The 13,781-nt window shown below is 65.4% G+C and carries 15 protein-coding genes; 9 read left to right on the plus strand and 6 right to left on the minus strand.

The genetic code is table 11. The annotated features are described in order from the left end of the window. Positions 1-35 precede the first annotated feature (35 nt). The 5 genes from PQQ53_RS06505 (at position 36) to rhaS (ending at position 5,681) form a co-directional block, all read left to right on the plus strand. Positions 36-929 carry an amidohydrolase family protein gene (locus PQQ53_RS06505; RefSeq protein WP_408323492.1) on the plus strand — a complete coding sequence of 298 codons (894 nt, stop codon included), beginning with the start codon at positions 36-38 and terminating at the stop codon, positions 927-929. 63 nt (positions 930-992) lie between these two features. Beyond that, the gene (locus tag PQQ53_RS06510) at positions 993-2,522 is read left to right on the plus strand and encodes a sugar ABC transporter ATP-binding protein (protein ID WP_408323493.1); all 1,530 of its coding nucleotides are present in this window, start codon (positions 993-995) and stop codon (positions 2,520-2,522) included. Continuing rightward, entirely contained in the window at positions 2,519-3,577 is a 1,059-nt protein-coding gene (locus PQQ53_RS06515) for an ABC transporter permease (protein WP_408323494.1), read from the plus strand. The genes PQQ53_RS06510 and PQQ53_RS06515 overlap by 4 nt, the downstream gene beginning before the upstream one ends. Continuing rightward, on the plus strand, positions 3,570-4,586 hold the full coding sequence (locus tag PQQ53_RS06520) for an ABC transporter permease (protein WP_408138714.1): 1,017 nt from the start codon (positions 3,570-3,572) through the stop codon (positions 4,584-4,586). The genes PQQ53_RS06515 and PQQ53_RS06520 overlap by 8 nt, the downstream gene beginning before the upstream one ends. An 84-nt stretch (positions 4,587-4,670) precedes the next feature. Continuing rightward, the gene (rhaS, locus tag PQQ53_RS06525; RefSeq protein ID WP_408138712.1) at positions 4,671-5,681 is read left to right on the plus strand and encodes a rhamnose ABC transporter substrate-binding protein; all 1,011 of its coding nucleotides are present in this window, start codon (positions 4,671-4,673) and stop codon (positions 5,679-5,681) included. A 115-nt stretch (positions 5,682-5,796) separates the two neighbouring features. Here rhaS and PQQ53_RS06530 read toward each other — a convergent pair whose 3' ends face one another. From PQQ53_RS06530 to PQQ53_RS06540, 3 genes are all read right to left on the minus strand, one after another. Then, complete coding sequence (locus PQQ53_RS06530) at positions 5,797-6,981, minus strand: CmpA/NrtA family ABC transporter substrate-binding protein (RefSeq protein WP_408323495.1); 1,185 nt, start codon at positions 6,979-6,981, stop codon at positions 5,797-5,799. Positions 6,982-6,991: 10 nt separating this feature from the next. Then, positions 6,992-7,567, minus strand: a complete 576-nt coding sequence (locus PQQ53_RS06535) for an ANTAR domain-containing response regulator (protein ID WP_408138710.1) — start codon at positions 7,565-7,567, stop codon at positions 6,992-6,994. Positions 7,568-7,757: 190 nt separating this feature from the next. After that, the gene (locus PQQ53_RS06540; protein WP_408323496.1) at positions 7,758-9,002 is read right to left on the minus strand and encodes a cyanate transporter; all 1,245 of its coding nucleotides are present in this window, start codon (positions 9,000-9,002) and stop codon (positions 7,758-7,760) included. 601 nt (positions 9,003-9,603) lie between these two features. Between PQQ53_RS06540 and PQQ53_RS06545 the strand changes: the two genes are divergently transcribed. Continuing rightward, positions 9,604-10,353: a GntR family transcriptional regulator gene (locus PQQ53_RS06545; RefSeq protein WP_408152112.1), complete on the plus strand. Its 750-nt coding sequence runs from the start codon at positions 9,604-9,606 to the stop codon at positions 10,351-10,353. A 389-nt stretch (positions 10,354-10,742) separates the two neighbouring features. On the opposite strand, the gene infA is transcribed toward PQQ53_RS06545, so the two are convergent. From infA to PQQ53_RS06560, 3 genes are all read right to left on the minus strand, one after another. Then, complete coding sequence (infA, locus tag PQQ53_RS06550; RefSeq protein WP_012427521.1) at positions 10,743-11,015, minus strand: translation initiation factor IF-1; 273 nt, start codon at positions 11,013-11,015, stop codon at positions 10,743-10,745. A 136-nt stretch (positions 11,016-11,151) separates the two neighbouring features. Continuing rightward, on the minus strand, positions 11,152-11,433 hold the full coding sequence (locus tag PQQ53_RS06555; protein WP_121323029.1) for a hypothetical protein: 282 nt from the start codon (positions 11,431-11,433) through the stop codon (positions 11,152-11,154). Positions 11,434-12,003: 570 nt separating this feature from the next. Then, positions 12,004-12,222, minus strand: a complete 219-nt coding sequence (locus PQQ53_RS06560) for a hypothetical protein (protein WP_121323027.1) — start codon at positions 12,220-12,222, stop codon at positions 12,004-12,006. A gap of 290 nt (positions 12,223-12,512) precedes the next feature. Here PQQ53_RS06560 and PQQ53_RS06565 point away from each other — a divergent pair, with 290 nt between their 5' ends. The 3 genes from PQQ53_RS06565 to PQQ53_RS06575 all read left to right on the plus strand — a co-directional run bounded on the left by PQQ53_RS06565 (position 12,513) and on the right by PQQ53_RS06575 (position 13,719). Beyond that, positions 12,513-13,157, plus strand: a complete 645-nt coding sequence (locus PQQ53_RS06565; RefSeq protein WP_408138705.1) for a helix-turn-helix transcriptional regulator — start codon at positions 12,513-12,515, stop codon at positions 13,155-13,157. 87 nt (positions 13,158-13,244) lie between these two features. Beyond that, the gene (locus tag PQQ53_RS06570; protein ID WP_408152135.1) at positions 13,245-13,436 is read left to right on the plus strand and encodes a DUF1653 domain-containing protein; all 192 of its coding nucleotides are present in this window, start codon (positions 13,245-13,247) and stop codon (positions 13,434-13,436) included. 88 nt (positions 13,437-13,524) lie between these two features. Next, the gene (locus PQQ53_RS06575; RefSeq protein ID WP_168663758.1) at positions 13,525-13,719 is read left to right on the plus strand and encodes a YqaE/Pmp3 family membrane protein; all 195 of its coding nucleotides are present in this window, start codon (positions 13,525-13,527) and stop codon (positions 13,717-13,719) included. Positions 13,720-13,781 lie beyond the last annotated feature (62 nt).

The following is a 13,781-nucleotide window of genomic DNA, read 5'->3' on the forward strand; positions in this document are numbered from 1 at the left end:
CTTCGAAGTGACCTTCACCGGACGGAGAGTGCTGCATGCAGGTTGTCGATTCGCATATCCATTTGTGGGATCTGAAGACGCATTGCTATCCGTGGCTGGAAAACCCCGGCGTGTCGTTCGTGGGCGACGCGCGCGAGCTCAAGCATGATTACCTGCTCGACGATCTGCTCGGCGAAGCCGGCGATATCGACGTGCTGAAACTGGTCCACGTCGAGGCGAATCACGATCCCGCCGATCCGGTCGAAGAGACGCGCTGGCTGCAGTCCATCGCGGATCGCAAGGACTCGCGCGGCATGCCGAACGCGATCGTCGCCGCGGTCGATCTGTCCGCGCCGAATGCGCCCGCGTTGCTCGAAGCGCACGCCTCGTTCGCCAATACGCGCGGCATCCGGCAGATCCTGAACGTCCACGAGAACAAGCTGTTCGATTACGTCGGCCGTCATTTCATGCGCGAGCCGCGGTGGCGCGAACATTTCGCGCTGCTGCGCCGGTATGACATGTCGTTCGATCTGCAGCTGTATCCGTCGCAAATGGAAGAGGCCGCAGCGCTCGCGCGTGCGCACGGCGACACGCTCTTCATCGTCAACCACGCCGGTATGTTCGTGGATCGCAGCAGCGTCGCCGGGTATCGCGCGTGGCGCGACGGCATGCGCCTGCTCGCGGGTTGCCGCAACGTCGCGGTGAAGATCAGCGGACTCGCGATGTTCGATCACCGCTGGACCGTCGAAAGCCTGCGGCCTTACGTGCTCGAAACGATCGATACGTTCGGCGTGGAGCGGGCGATGTTCGCGTCGAACTTCCCGGTCGACCGCCTGTTCGGCTCTTATGCGGACTTGTGGCGCGCGTATGCGGCGATCGTCGATGGGGCGAGCGTCGCGGAAAAAGAGGCGATGTTTCGCCGCAATGCGGAGCGGTGCTATCGCATCTGATGCGGGCGGCAGACGCATCACGGCTGCACCCCGAACGCGAATAAAGAAAGAAGGAGACAGGCAGTGCAGCAACCCACATCCGCTGTGCCGAGGCTCGAACTGCGGCACGCGAGTAAATCATTCGGCCGCGTGCGGGCGCTATCCGACGGCGACCTCGCGCTCTGGCCGGGCGAAGTGCATGCGCTGCTCGGCGAGAACGGCGCGGGCAAGTCGACGCTCGTGAAGATTCTCGCCGGCGTGCATCAGCCGGATACCGGCGAGCTGCTGGTGGACGGTGCGGCCCGCCGGTTCGCGACGCCCGCCGAAGCGCGCGACGCCGGACTCGCAGTGATCTATCAGGAACCGACGCTGTTCTTCGATCTGTCGATTGCGGAAAACATCTTCATGGGACGGCAGCCGGTCGACCGCCTCGGGCGCATTCAATACGACGCGATGCGCCGCGAGGTGGACGGCCTGCTCGCCTCGCTCGGCGTCGATCTGCGTGCGGATCAGCTGGTGCGCGGGCTGTCGATTGCCGATCAGCAGGTGATCGAGATCGCCAAGGCCCTGTCGCTGAACGCCAACGTGCTGATCATGGACGAACCCACCGCCGCGCTGTCGCTGCCCGAAGTGGAGCGCCTCTTCGCGATCGTGCGCAAGCTGCGCGAGCGCGAGGTCGCGATCCTGTTCATCACGCACCGGCTCGACGAAGTATTCGCGCTGACGCAACGCGTGACGATCATGCGCGACGGCGCGAAAGTGTTCGACGGACTGACCGCCGATCTCACCACCGAGTCGATCGTCGCGAAGATGGTCGGCCGCGATCTGGAGACGTTCTATCCGAAGGCCGACTGCGCGCCCGGCGAGGTACGGCTGTCGGTGCGCGGCCTCACGCGCGTGGGCGTCTTCAAGGACATTTCCTTCGACGTGCGCGCAGGCGAGATCGTCGCGCTCGCCGGCCTCGTGGGCGCGGGACGCAGCGAAGTCGCGCGGGCGATCTTCGGCATCGATCCGATCGATTCCGGCGAAGTCTGGCTCGGCGGCGAGCGCCTGAGTACGGGCCGGCCCGCCGCAGCGGTGCGCGCCGGCCTCGCGCTGGTGCCGGAGGACCGTCGCCAGCAGGGGCTCGCGCTGGAACTGAGCATCGCGCGCAATGCGTCGATGACGGTGCTCGGGCGGCTCGTCAAACACGGCCTCATCTCGACGCGCAGCGAGACGGACCTCGCCAACCGGTGGGGCACGCGGCTGCGCCTGAAAGCGGGTGATCCCAATGCGCCGGTCGGCACGTTGTCGGGGGGCAACCAGCAGAAGGTCGTGCTCGGCAAGTGGCTCGCCACCGGCCCGAAAGTGCTGATCATCGACGAACCCACGCGCGGCATCGACGTCGGCGCGAAAGCCGAGGTGTATGGCGCGCTGGCCGAACTGGTGCGCGAGGGCATGGCCGTGCTGATGATTTCGAGCGAGTTGCCCGAAGTGCTCGGCATGGCCGATCGCGTGCTGGTGATGCACGAGGGGCGTATCAGCGCGGATATAGCGCGCGCCGATGCCGACGAGCAGCGCATCATGGGCGCCGCGCTCGGTCAACCGCTTCCTCCGTTGGGAGCCGCCGCATGATGCGCCATTCCCCGACTCATCCCGCGCCGGTTCAGCCGCCGCTGCCCAAGCGCTCCGCCGGCACGCCGGGCGGCTTCGTCGCGAGCCTGGCGAAGAGCCGCGAGACCACGCTGTTCGTCGTGCTGATTCTGCTGATCGCGGGGACGGGACTTGCGAAGCCGCAGTTCCTGAATCTGCAGAATCTGCGCGACGTGCTGCTGAACGTGTCGATCATCAGTTTGCTGACGGCCGGCATGACCGTGGTGATTTTGATGCGCCATATCGATCTGTCGGTCGGCTCGACGGTCGGCATCAGCGCGTACGCGGTCGGCAGCCTGTACGTCGCGTTTCCGCATATGCCGGTGCTGGCCGCGCTGGCGGCGGGGCTGGCGATCGGGCTCGTCGCGGGCGGCATCAATGCGCTGCTGGTCGCGGTGGGGCGCGTGCCTTCGCTGGTCGCCACGCTCTCGACGCTGTACATCTTTCGCGGCGCGGATTACGCATGGGTGCACGGCGGCCAGATCAACGCCACCAGTTTGCCCGACGCGTATTCGCGTCTCGCGACCGGCACGCTGCTCGGCATTCCGAACCTCGCGCTGATCGCGCTCGTCGTGCTGGTCGGCCTCGCCGTGTACCTCAAGCAGTTTCGCGGGGGCCGCGAGCACTACGCGATCGGCTCGAATCCCGAGGCGGCGCGTCTGGCCGGTGTGAACGTCGAGCGCCGCGTGATGTCGGGCTTTCTGTTGTCCGGCGCGATTGCGGGTTTCGCGGGCGCGTTGTGGCTGGCCCGTTTCGGCACCGTCGACGCCAGCACCGCGAAGGGCATCGAATTGCAGGTGGTCGCGGCGGCGGTGGTCGGCAGTGTCGCGATCACGGGCGGCGTCGGCACGATACTCGGCGCCACGCTCGGCGCGCTCGTGCTCGGGGTGATCAGCATCGCGCTGGTGGTGCTGCACGTGTCGCCGTTCTGGGAGCAGGCGATCGAAGGCGCGCTCATCGTCGCCGCGATCACCGCCGATACCTTGCTGGCGCGCTCAGTCGCCAAACGCATGATGAGGAAACGCGATCATGGCTAAACCCGATTCCGCGCTGCTCACGCGCAAACGCGAAACACCGCTGCAATGGGAAGTCTTGCTGGTGATCGTGCTGATTCTGTCGCTCGGGCTCGGGCGCTGGCTGTCGCCGGTATTCCTCACCGGCGCGAATCTGAGCAACGTATTGGCCGATCTGACCGAGATCGCGTTGATGGCGCTGCCGATGACGCTCATCATCGTCGCCGCCGAAATCGATCTGTCGGTCGCCTCGGTGCTGGGTGCGTCGAGCGCATTGATGGGCGTGCTGTGGCACCTGGGCCTGCCGATGCCGGTCGTGATCGGACTCGTGCTGATCGCCGGCGCATTGGCCGGCCTGTTGAACGGGCTCGTGATCGTCAAGCTCAACCTCCCTTCGCTCGCGGTGACCATCGGTACGCTCGCGCTGTTTCGCGGCCTCGCGTACGTGCTGCTCGGCGATCAGGCGGTGGCGGATTTTCCGCCGGCTTACACGGCGTTCGGCATGGACACGGTGGGGGCGAGTTTCATTCCGTTGCCGTTCGTCATCGTGATCGTCGGCGCGGTGCTGTTCACCGTGCTGCTGCAGTCCACCGCGTTCGGCCGCAGCCTCTATGCGATCGGCGCGAATCCGACCGCCGCCGCGTTCTCCGGCATCGAGGTCGCGAAGATCCGTTTGCGTCTGTTCGTGCTGTCCGGCGTGGTGAGCGCGCTGGCGGGCGTGGTCTATACGCTGCGCTTCACCAGCGCGCGCGGCGATAACGGCGAAGGCTTCGAACTGTCGGTGATTGCGGCAGTGCTGTTCGGCGGCGTGAGCATCTTCGGCGGACGCGGCTCGATGATCGGCGTGCTGCTGTCGCTGCTGATCATCGGCGTGCTGAAAAACGCGCTGACGCTCGACGACGTATCCAGCGAAACGCTGACTGTCGTCACCGGCGTGCTGCTGCTCGCTTCGGTGCTGATCCCGAATCTGGTTGCACGCTGGCGTGCCGCGCGCGACCGGCGTTTCATCGCGAAGTCGGCCGCTTCTTCATAACGTTTTAAAGGCGCAGGCAAAAGCAGGTTCAACAACTGATAACCCGGACACCACCACGTCCAACAACAAGGCAGGAGACACTTCATGTTCAAACCTCTTCTACGTCACACCGGCACGGCCGCACTCTGCGCCGCGTTGCTCGCGGCCAGTTGCATGGCGTCCGCCGCGGAGCTGAAAAGCGGCCTGAAAATCGCCTTCGTGCCGAAGCAGATCAACAACCCGTACGAAGTGATCGCCGACGACGGCGGCATGGCCGCGATCAAGGAGTTCAAAGGCGTGGGCAAGGTGGTGGGGCCGTCGGATGCGGGCGCGTCGTCGCAGGTGCAGTACATCAATACGCTGATCACGCAGCGCCAGGACGCGATCGTGATCGCGGCCAACGACGCGAATGCGGTGGTGCCGTATCTGAAGAAAGCGATGGGTCAAGGCATCAAGGTCGTGACCTTCGACTCGGACACCGCACCCGAAGGCCGCCAGCTGTTCGTCAATCAGGCGAACGCGGAAGGCATCGGCCGTGGCCAGGTGCAACTGGTGGCGAAGCTGATGGGCGGCGAGGGCGAGTTCGCGGTGCTATCGGCCACGCCGAACGCGACCAACCAGAACACGTGGATCAAGTGGATGCAGGAGGAATTGAAGAAGCCCGAGTACTCGAAGATCAAGCTCGTGAAAATCGCCTACGGTAACGACGACGATCAGAAGTCGTTCGTCGAAACACAGGGTCTGTTGCAGGCGTATCCGAACCTGAAGGCGATTGTCGCGCCAACGACGGTCGGCATTGCCGCAGCCGCGCGTTATATCTCGACGTCGTCGAGCAAGGGCAAGGTCGCGGTCACCGGTCTCGGCACGCCGAACCAGATGCGCGCGTTCGTGAAGAACGGCACCGTGAAAGCGTTCCAGCTGTGGGATCCGAACCAGCTCGGCTACCTCGCGGCTTACGCCGCGGCGGCGTTGTCGTCGGGCGCGATCAGCGGCAAGGAGGGCGAGTCGTTCGACGCCGGCAAGCTCGGCAAGCGCACGATCGGGCCGCAAGGCGAAATCATTCTCGGACCGCCGACCACGTTCGACGCGAGCAATATCGACAACTTCAATTTCTAGTTCGGACTGCGTGATATCCGCGCGATTCGCGGGGGCATCACGCGTGTAACGAATCGATGCACGAGGCGCGTTGGGCGGCGGGAGCCGCTCACGCACCTTATCTGCGCGCCATCCGCTAGCGGCGAATCGGAAAGCGCTGCGCGTAAGCGGCCGACGACGCGCCGCTGCCCCACACCTCACCGTCGATCAACACCCGCGTCATCTCCTCATCGGCTACCGCCACGTTCACGCGCGCGGCCGCCTCGCGATACAACTGCGTCTGATTGATCCGCGCCGCGATCTGCGCGTAATCCGTACGCGCGTCGATCATGCCCCAGCGTTCGAACTGCGTGAGAAACCACGCGCCTTCGAAGGGATGCGGATAGTTGACCGTGCCGTCGTCGAAGAATCGCACCGGCGGATTGCGCGGCGAGACGGCGGCGTTGTCGTGGCCGGCGCCTGCCTGCGCATGTGCGCCGAGCCGCGCCGCGATCTGTGTTTCATCGATGCCGATGTACTCGGGCCGCGCAAGCCAGCGCGCGATGTCCTCGCGATGCCCTGCGCCGTCGAGCCAGCGGCACGCTTCGAGCATCGTCTGCACGAGCGCGCGGGTTGCGTTCGGATGCATATCGACGAAATCGCGCCGGCACGCGAGCACCTTCTCGGGATGATCGGGCCACACCTCGCTCGTGTACGCCACCGTTCTGCCGACCTGCTGCGCTTCGGCGAGCGCATTCCACGGCTCGCCGACACACAGGCCGTCGAGCTTGTCGTCGGCGAGCGCCGCGACCATTTGCGGCGGCGGAATCACGACGCTTTCGATATCGCGCAGCGGATCGACGCCTTGCGATGCGAGCCAGTAATACAGCCACATCGCATGCGTGCCGGTCGGGAAGGTCTGCGCGAACACCGGCTTGCGGCCGAGCGCCGCAAGCGCCCGAGGCAGCGTGCCGTGTTCGGCGAGCGCATCGGCGAGACGGTTCGACAGCGTGATGGCCTGGCCGTTGCGGTTGAGCACCATCAGCACCGCCATTTCCGTGCGCGGCGCGCCGAGGCCGAGCTCCACGCCGTAGACGAGCCCATACAGCGCATGCGCCGCGTCGAGATCGCCCGACAGCAGTTTGTCGCGCACGGCGGCCCATGACGGCTGACGCAGGAGTTCGAGCGTCAGACCGTGCGCGTGGCCGAACTCGAGCAGCTTCGCGGCGATAAGCGGCGCGGCGTCGGACAGCGCCACGAAGCCGAGCCGCAAATGGGTCTTTTCGAGCCGCCCCGCGAGAGACGATGCGGGCGGCGCGGCGTGGGGAGCGGGAGTAGTCATGAGCGGCGCTTCATTTGAGCGAGTCGGCCGACGCGACGACCGCGCGCGCGACTTCGGCGAGTTTGACGCCCTCGTTCATCGCGCGTTTGCGCAGGCAGGCGTAGGCGGCGGGTTCGGTGATCTTCTGCTGATCCATCAGCAGGCGTTTGGCGCGGTCGATCAGCTTGCGTTCGGCCAGTTCGTTCTCGACCTGTGCGAGCCGTTCGCGCAACTGCGATTCCTGCGCGAAGCGCGCGAGCGCGACTTCGAGAATCGGCGCGAGCCGCTCCGTCGCGAGGCCTTCGACGAGATAGGCGGTGACGCCCGCATTGACCGCGTCGCGGATCAACTGCTGGTTGGCGTCGTGGCTGAACATCAGCACCGGGCGCGGCGCGGTGGCGTTCATCACCGCGAGCTGTTCGAGCGTGTCGCGCGACGGCGACTCCGTGTCGATGATGATGACGTCGGGCCGCTCATTCTGCACCGCGCGATGCAGCGCCTGGGGTGTCGCCGTGCCGGCCAGCATCTCACAGCCGAGCCGGGCGAGGGCATCGCGCAGATCGCCGATCGGTTTGTCGGTATCGGTGACGAGGAGAACACGCAGCATGGGGTAGGGTTTATCGACGGCTGACTACTGTCAAAGCAACAGATATGCCAAGCGGCGCCCTTGGGTGTGACTGTAAGGCAATCATGGGGTTGGCGGCGGCGTCCGCATGGACCGGCGCGCGCCGCTGCACCCGCACGGGGCACGTCCGTTCGATGCACCGAAGCGGCGCATCGGCGCGCCGCCCATGCCGTCAGCGCCACCGTCTGTAGCTGCGCGGCGAAAACAGCAGCGTCAGCGCCATCATCGCGGCGACGCAGACGGCCAGCATGACCCAGGCGGCGCCGAAACCGCCGCTCCAGCCGCGCACGAAGCCGGCCACGACCGGCGCGATGGCCGCCACGATAAAGCCGACGCCTTGCGTGAACGCGACCAGCTTGCCGGCCACGCGATGATCGGTCGAGTGATCCATCGCGGTGACGAGCGTCAGCGAAAAAGTCCCGCCGAGCCCCGCGCCCGCGACGCCGACCCACAGCAGCGGCGCGGCGTCGGGCCAGGCGATCAGGCCCAGCAGTCCGAACAGTTGCGCGGACAATCCCAGCATCAGCCACGGCCGCCGATCACGGAACGACGCTGCGGCGAGCGGCAGCAGCAACGCCGCCGCGGCCTGGAAGACGGTCATGCTCGCCAGCAGCGAGCCGCTCGCCGCGACGCTCGCGCCGCGTTGCTGATAGAACGCCGGCAACCAGGCGACGAGGCTCGTATAGCCGCCGTTGACGATGCCGAAGTACAGGCCGAGCGTCCACGCGCGCCGTTTGTTCCAGAGTGAAAGCGTGATGGCCTGCGCAGCGCCGGCCTGGTGTGCGGTTCGGCGTGAAGCGCGGCGATTCAAGGCCCACCAGCCGGGCAATGCGACGCACGCCGGCACTGCCCATACCGCGAGCCCCGCGTGCCATGACCGCGCCGCGTGGCTCACCCACGGGCTCAGGCTCGCGCCGAGCCCGCCGCCGCCCATGATCGACGCTGAGAACACGCCCATCGCCAAGGGCACGCGCGCGTGAAAACGCTGCTTCATGACGGCAGGCAGCAGCGCCTGGATCGCCGCGACGCCCGCGCCCGCGAGTATCGCCGTCGCGAGCAGTGCGGCGCCGCTCGACGCCGTCCATCTTGCCGCGCAGGCCAGCGCGATCGCCAGCAGGCCGAGCGCGACGCCGCGCGTTTCGCCGACCCCGCGAGTCAGCGCGCCCGCGCCGAACGCGCCGAGCCCCATCGCGACGACTGGCAGGCTGGTCAGCAGCGACGCGCCGTAGAAGCTGAGGCCTGTGGCGTCGCGGATCGTCGTCATCAGTGGGCTGATCGAAGTCAGCAGCGGGCGCAGATTGATGCCGATCACGACGATCGCGCCGAGCCATACGATGTCGTGCCGCGTCAGCAGTGTGGAGGGGGAGGCATGGTCGGATGGAGGATGAGCGGGGCTTGCGCTGGAGTGCGTATTCACGATGGACCTGAATGCGGAAGGTGGGCGGCGGACTGAGCGACGCGCGGCAGTCACGCTGCAACGGCACGGCCGGTGAATGGACTGGGCGAGCGCCGCCATGCGCGGTTACCGGAATCGAAAAGAAACGTCTCGAGTTCGTTTTGGTCAACCATAATATCATTGGATGGTTGACCATTTTTGTGATGCCGGGTATAGCTCGCGTCATAGGTGGAGCGTTGCCTATGACGTCCAGGCATGCCGCAATGTTCGGTGAATGACGAGACAGCAAGCCGAAATCAGCACGAACGAATGGCTACCGAGCGGTCTTTGTGGCGCACGAGCGCAATGCAGTCGGCATCGGTCGGTTGCGGTGCCAGTCAAGTCGGTCAGGGTGATGGCGATGCATTCGCGCACCGCATTTCCATGAAGCGTGGACCCGACGCGCGGCGTCAGCGTGCGCTGAACTGTGGCCCCGTTTCGAATCCTTGGCGCTTGATCGGGGTGTCAGGCGCGCCGCGCCCTCGCCGCGCAAAATTGCGATGGAATTGTTTTGTGCCGGCATCGGCGCCTTGCCGCGGCTAGAATGCCGGTCGAGATCGCTTCGTTCCCACTTACCGAATCTATGGCCCCACGCTCCCGCCGGTCTCCGCCGGCCGCCACCGACACCGAAACACCCATCGGTACCCCAACGGGCGACGATACGCCCAGCGTCGAAGCGCGTATTTACGCGTCGATTACCACGGCATTGCTGCAAGGGCGTCTACGGCCCGGCGCGCAACTGGTCGAGCGCGATCTCGCGGCCGCGTTCGGCTGCACGCGCGGCGCGCTGCGCAAGGTGCTGGCGCGGCTCGGCTTCGAGGGCAAGCTGGTGCTCGAAGCGAATCGCGGCGCGTTCGTGCCTTCGCCGTCGGAAGAGGACATTCGCCAGGTGTACCGCGCGCGGCAGATCGTCGAGGCGGGGATTGTCGCGGCGTTGTGCGGGTCGTTGAGCGCCGCGCACAAGCGCCGTCTGCGCGCGCATGTGCGCAGTGAAGAGAAGGCCTTGCGCACGGCAGCCATCGATGAATCCGTGCGCCTCGCCGGCCAGTTTCACGTGCTGCTGACGGAACTGGCGGGCGGCACCGAACTGCTCGGACTGGTCGGGCAACTGGTCGCGAAGACCGAGTTGTACAAGGCACTGTTCGACCCGTCGAAAGGTTCGGCCTGTTCCGCCGACGAGCACGCGCGGATCATCGACGCGCTCGATGCCGGCGACCTGGCCGCGGCACTGACGGCGATGCGGGAGCATCTGTCGGAACTGGAAGAGCGGGTGGTGGAGCAGGTGCGCAAAAGCGCCGCCGGAGAGGATCTCGGGGCGGTGTTCGGGCTGTAGAGAAGAAGCGGGGCGGCGCACGGAGACGCGCAACATCCACTGAAAATGCGAAAGGGCGCACTGCTGAAGCAACGTGCGCAGCGGCGCGTGCGCCAGAGGCCGCGCGCAGCGTCTTGTACGCTTGCGTGGCCGCACAGCTTGCACTGCAGAGCGAAAGTGAACGACGCACGCGTGAGCAAGCCACCCGAGCCGATCCACCTGAACGACCTTCGGCGGGCCGCCCTGCACAGCACGTGCACATTCATACGACGCCGAGACGCGCCGCTCAGGCTCGAATCAACCAGTCAGCGAGTCAAGCCGGAGAAGGCGCGCGAAAGGCTTCGCATACAACTCGATCGCAACGATCACACGACGACCGCGCACAGCGCGGTCAGCGTGCCGTCAAGCCTTTAACGGCGACGGAATTGCGTATTGCGGGCGCCGCCGCCACCGGTGGCGCGCTCGTCTTTGTGACGGAAATTGATCCGGCCTTTGGTCAGATCGTAGACCGACAGTTCCAGCGTCACGCGGTCGCCCGCGAGAATGCGGATGTGGTTCTTGCGCATGCGTCCGGACGCATAAGCGCCAACCACGACGCCGTTGTCGAGCGTCACGCGGTAACGGCTGTCCGGAAGTACTTCGTCGACGATACCGTCAAGTTCAAGCAGTTCTTCTTTCGCCATGCATAACTCCTGGTCGATGGGATAACGGGTTGCCGGGTCGCCCGCAAAGCCGGGCGGCACAGCATTGGATACGGTTGACAGCGGGTTTTCAGACCCGCTGCGCTTGCGGCATCAGCCTATGCGCTGATAGTACCGCTCAAAGATCGGCGACGGACTGGCCGTCCACACGGCCGTCGATCAGTTGTTCGGCGTGAGCCATGCACGCGATGCGCGCCTTGCCCGTGCCGTCGAACGGAAACAGATACTGCAAACGGAACACCCGGCCGTCGGCCGCGGCGTTCGCGCCCACGCGGCAGATGCGCACCGACGCGTCGTAGCCCGCATCGGGATTGCGGCCCGTCTGCCCCTGAGCCGGGCGGCGCGGATAGACGAGCGGGTGAATTTCGTAACCCTTGTACGTCTTGACAACTGAATTCATGAAGCATGTGTCCTGTATTACGTGGCCGACATGTCACGCGTGTGTTACGCGCGGCACGACAGGCCGGCGGCGCTGCACCCAAGGGCGCGCCGCCATGGAAAAAGTTGGCATAGGCCCCATGGCAAGGGCTTGAGCGCGGCCGCGCAAAATCGCGGATTCGATGGAGAAGAAACACGCTGAAGTCGCGCAGACATCGGGCGCGTAAAGCTGAACCGCTCAGCTGTACAACTCGCGACGGCGAATGCATGCAGCGCATTGCCGGAGTGACGGGATCGCCGACGGGCGGCGGTCGAACAGTCGGGGGTGGTGCGGAGATGCCGGTTTGAGACTGCCTGCAGCTGTTGCCTGATGTTGCCGGTGCTACGAATGCGGATACAGCTATTCCAATATGATGCCCTAAATGGGGCTAATTAGATAGCAGAAAGTTCCGAGCACGGGCAAATCGCCCGTCTGGCGGGGCTTTGGGCAATATCCGGCGGGACACTGACGGTGCGCCGCGCATGAGCGGGGCGCCGTGTGTGCGTTGCGACGCGCTGAACCGAAGGCGGACCGCGGTGGCCCGGACGCGTTCTAGCGCGACGTTTCAGCGACGCGTTTCTGCAATTCTCGCGCGGCGGCGAGCGGGATGCGGGCGTCGTCCCAACTGGCCAGCCATTCGACCTCTTTCGACGTGAAGATCTGCCCGTGATTGCGCAGCGCGTATTGGAGCGAATCGATGATGTGATTGCGGATGATTTCGGGCGTGCCTTCGTCGTCGAGCACGGTGCGAAACGCTTCGAGCGTGGCCATCTGTAGCTCCGTGGGGTGAATGGCTCTGTTATCGCATGAAAAAAATCACCTCGCCACGTGGAAAAAAATCGCCGGGTCCCTGTGGAACGTCAAACGGGCGCGTGGCGGGTTTTGATCCGGGCGGCCCGTACGGCGGTCGCGAGGGAGGGGCGGGGTGGCTACAATGGCGAGTTGCCGCGGGCGGGGGTTCGTCCCAGCACCGGCTCCGCCTTCGGTATTGGCATCGGCGCATTTTCACCACCCGGCGCGGGCGCAACCCGCGCCGCATCCTTCGAACACTGCGATTTCCCATGCGCAACACAAACGTGTCTCCCGTGAAAGACCTGCTGCTGCAGCGTTACGCTCCGATCGCCGACGGCATCGCGGCGCTCCTCTATCCCTGTGCCGAAGTGGTGATTCACGACCTGCGCGATCAGACCATCGCGTACCTCGTGAACAATCTGTCGAAGCTCGAAGTCGGCGGGCCGTCGGTGCTCGACGAGGTCCATTACGCGGCGCGCGGGCAGACGATCGGACCGTACGAGAAACTCAACTGGGATGGCCGGCGCATGCGTTGCGTGAGCAACATCCTGTTCGATGACGACGGCAAGCCCGCGGGCATGTTGTGCGTCAACTTCAATATCGCGGTGTTCGAGGACGTGCGCTCGACACTCGATCTGTTCATCAAGGGCGGCAGCCTGTCGGACGCGCCCTCGGAAGACCTGTTCCGCGACGACTGGCAGGACCGCATCAACACGTATCTGCATACGTGGCTGCGCGAGCGGCAGATCGGCATCAATGCGCTCACGCGCGAACACAAGCGGGAAATCGTCGAGGCGCTGCACGCGCAGGGCGCGTTTCGCGGGCGCAGTTCGGCGAACTACGTGGCCGCCGTGCTGACGATGGGGCGCGCGACGGTCTACAAGATTCTGAAGCAGATGAAAGAGGGCGGGTGACGCCTGGAAGAAGGAGGTTTCCTTCGCGGGCGGTTCGCCCGTCGCCGCGCCGAGGCGTGGCGGTTTTCAATCACGAGGAGGATGGCAATGGTGCGTTACCGGCACTACAAAGGCGGAATTTACGAACTGGTTTGCGAGGCGACGCTGGAGTCCGATCCGACGGTCACGATGATCGTCTACAAAGCGGCCAATGGTACGATCTGGACGCGTCCCGCTTCGGTGTTTTTCGAACTGATCGAGCAGGACGGCGCCATGGTGCCGCGCTTCGCACCGATCTGACCTGGCGCGGGTGTTCAGTTCCTCTCGCCTCGGCTCATCGGGGCCCGGACGAACGCGCGCCGTCATGCACGACCAACAGGAAATCTGAATGCGTTTATTGCTTGCCATCATTCTGCCGTGGTTGCAGTTCTTCACGATCGGCCGCCCGTTTGCCGGCATCATCTGTCTGATTTTGCAGATCACGCTGATCGGCTGGATTCCGGCCGCGATCTGGTCGGTGTATGCGTTGAGCCAGTACAACACCGACAGGAAAATCGCCCGCGCGATGGGCAACGGGCGTTAAGGCCTGCTTGCGATGAGTGCGCGCCAGCGGCTCGTGACCTAGAGTGCGCGCGCCGCGACGTG

It is taken from the genome of Paraburkholderia strydomiana (assembly GCF_046030495.1).
Classification (GTDB): Bacteria; Pseudomonadota; Gammaproteobacteria; order Burkholderiales; family Burkholderiaceae; genus Paraburkholderia; species Paraburkholderia strydomiana_A.

Bases quoted from the DNA above. Each gene is read 5' to 3' on its own strand.
- PQQ53_RS06505 (WP_408323492.1), top strand. From the start codon at position 36: ATGCAGGTTGTCGATTCGCATATCCATTTGTGGGATCTGAAGACGCAT.
- PQQ53_RS06515 (WP_408323494.1), top strand. From the start codon at position 2,519: ATGATGCGCCATTCCCCGACTCATCCCGCGCCGGTTCAGCCGCCGCTG.
- PQQ53_RS06520 (WP_408138714.1), top strand. From the start codon at position 3,570: ATGGCTAAACCCGATTCCGCGCTGCTCACGCGCAAACGCGAAACACCG.
- rhaS (WP_408138712.1), top strand. From the start codon at position 4,671: ATGTTCAAACCTCTTCTACGTCACACCGGCACGGCCGCACTCTGCGCC.
- PQQ53_RS06530 (WP_408323495.1), bottom strand. From the start codon at position 6,981: ATGACTACTCCCGCTCCCCACGCCGCGCCGCCCGCATCGTCTCTCGCG.
- PQQ53_RS06535 (WP_408138710.1), bottom strand. From the start codon at position 7,567: ATGCTGCGTGTTCTCCTCGTCACCGATACCGACAAACCGATCGGCGAT.
- PQQ53_RS06545 (WP_408152112.1), top strand. From the start codon at position 9,604: ATGGCCCCACGCTCCCGCCGGTCTCCGCCGGCCGCCACCGACACCGAA.
- infA (WP_012427521.1), bottom strand. From the start codon at position 11,015: ATGGCGAAAGAAGAACTGCTTGAACTTGACGGTATCGTCGACGAAGTA.
- PQQ53_RS06555 (WP_121323029.1), bottom strand. From the start codon at position 11,433: ATGAATTCAGTTGTCAAGACGTACAAGGGTTACGAAATTCACCCGCTC.
- PQQ53_RS06560 (WP_121323027.1), bottom strand. From the start codon at position 12,222: ATGGCCACGCTCGAAGCGTTTCGCACCGTGCTCGACGACGAAGGCACG.
- PQQ53_RS06565 (WP_408138705.1), top strand. From the start codon at position 12,513: ATGCGCAACACAAACGTGTCTCCCGTGAAAGACCTGCTGCTGCAGCGT.
- PQQ53_RS06570 (WP_408152135.1), top strand. From the start codon at position 13,245: ATGGTGCGTTACCGGCACTACAAAGGCGGAATTTACGAACTGGTTTGC.
- PQQ53_RS06575 (WP_168663758.1), top strand. From the start codon at position 13,525: ATGCGTTTATTGCTTGCCATCATTCTGCCGTGGTTGCAGTTCTTCACG.